Source organism: Actinotalea ferrariae, assembly GCF_019733465.1.
Classification (GTDB): Bacteria; Actinomycetota; Actinomycetes; order Actinomycetales; family Cellulomonadaceae; genus Actinotalea; species Actinotalea ferrariae_A.
In genome coordinates this window covers 1-1,574 of sequence record NZ_JACVQL010000202.1, presented here as the reverse complement: position 1 = coordinate 1,574, position 1,574 = coordinate 1, and the positions used below count along the sequence as shown (strand labels likewise).

The window sequence follows — 1,574 nt, the reverse complement described above, 5'->3', positions numbered from 1 at the left end:
CGCGAGCGGCGTCGGTGCGCTCACCGGCCCCGTCGTGCGCGGGGACGCGGGCACGGTCGCCGCGCACCTGCGCGAGCTCACGGCACTGGCCGGACGCGAGCCGACGTCGGCCGACGTGGCTCCGACGTACCGTGCGCTCGCCCGCGGCGCGGTCGCACGCGCACTCGCGGGCGGCCGGCTGACCACGACCCAGGCGCAGGACGTCCTCGACGTCCTCGGCCCCACCCCGGAGGACCGATGACCACCCCGCGCCTGGTGCGCACGCGCACCCAGCTGGCCGAGGCGCTCGACGCCGCCCCGGGCACCGGTGCGCGCGCGCGTCGTGCCGTCGTGATGACCATGGGTGCGCTGCACGAGGGGCACCTCGCGCTCGTGCGCGCCGCGCGGGAGCGCGCGGACCAGGTGGTCGTGACGATCTTCGTCAACCCGCTGCAGTTCGGTCCGAGCGAGGACCTCGACCGCTACCCGCGCGACCTCGAGGGCGACCTCGCGCTCCTCGCGGGTGCCGGGGCCGACGTCGTCTTCGCGCCGGGCGTCGAGGAGATGTACCCGGCGGGCGATCCCGTCGTCCGCGTGAGCGCCGGCGCCCTGGGCGAGCGGCTCGAGGGCGCCCACCGGCCCGGCCACTTCGACGGCGTCCTGACCGTCGTGCTCAAGCTCATGCACCTCGTCCGGCCCGACGTCGCGCTGTTCGGGCAGAAGGACGCGCAGCAGCTCATGGCGGTGCGGGGGATGGTCGCGGACCTCGACGTGCCGGTCGAGGTCGTCGCCGTCGAGACGGTCCGCGACGAGGACGGCGTCGCGCTGTCCTCGCGCAACGCGTACCTCGACGCGGAACAACGCCGCGCCGCGCGGGCGTTGAACAGGTCACTCCGCGCCGCACAGGCGGCCGCTGAGGACGGCGCACCGGCGGACGAGGTCCGGCGGGCCGCGGCGGACGTCCTCGGCTCCGAGCCGGGGGTCGTGGTGGACTACGTCGCGCTCGTCGACGACACGGCGACCGACGTGCCCGCGGACCGCACCGGCCGCGCCGTGCTCGCCGTGGCAGCACGCGTCGGGTCGACGCGGCTGATCGACAACGTGGTGCTCACCCTGGAGGGGCGATGACCGGCAGCTGGCTCCGGACGATGATGACGGGCAAGATCCACCGCGCGACCGTGACGGCCGCGGACCTCGACTACGTCGGGTCGGTGACGGTCGACGCGACGCTGCTCGAGGCCGCCGACATCCTCCCCGGTCAGCAGGTCGACGTCGTCGACGTCACCAACGGCGCGCGCCTGACCACCTACGCGATCAACGGCGAGCCGGGCTCGGGCGTCGTCTGCGTCAACGGCGCCGCCGCGCACCTCGTGCACCCGGGCGACGTCGTCATCCTCATCGCCTACGCGCAGATGCCCGACGCCGACGCCCGCACGTACAGCCCGCACGTGGTGCACGTCGACGCGGACAACCGCATCGCCGACGTCGGTCACGACCCGGGCGCCGCGCCCGAGGGCCTGCGGACGGCCGCGGTCGCCTGGGCCCGGTGAGCGCGCCCGCCGGGCGCACGACGCCGCCGACGCCTGGGCCCGTGC

Annotated in this window: 3 protein-coding genes; all 3 read left to right on the top strand. The window is 75.9% G+C overall.

The features are described from left to right. Window positions 1-241: DUF2520 domain-containing protein (locus ICW40_RS15405; protein ID WP_221654897.1), on the top strand; the 241-nt coding region annotated here is incomplete at its 5' end. Beyond that, a complete protein-coding gene (gene panC, locus ICW40_RS15400) occupies window positions 238-1,107 on the top strand; it encodes a pantoate--beta-alanine ligase (protein ID WP_221654896.1) in 870 nt (289 codons plus the stop codon). The genes ICW40_RS15405 and panC, both read left to right, overlap by 4 nt. Beyond that, window positions 1,104-1,529, top strand: coding sequence for an aspartate 1-decarboxylase (panD, locus tag ICW40_RS15395; RefSeq protein ID WP_221654895.1), 426 nt, complete (start codon window positions 1,104-1,106; stop codon window positions 1,527-1,529). The genes panC and panD overlap by 4 nt, the downstream gene beginning before the upstream one ends. Window positions 1,530-1,574 lie beyond the last annotated feature (45 nt).

What these genes read in the sequence shown, in the direction of transcription:
- panC (WP_221654896.1), top strand. Translation starts at nt 238, where the DNA reads ATGACCACCCCGCGCCTGGTGCGCACGCGCACCCAGCTGGCCGAGGCG.
- panD (WP_221654895.1), top strand. Translation starts at nt 1,104, where the DNA reads ATGACCGGCAGCTGGCTCCGGACGATGATGACGGGCAAGATCCACCGC.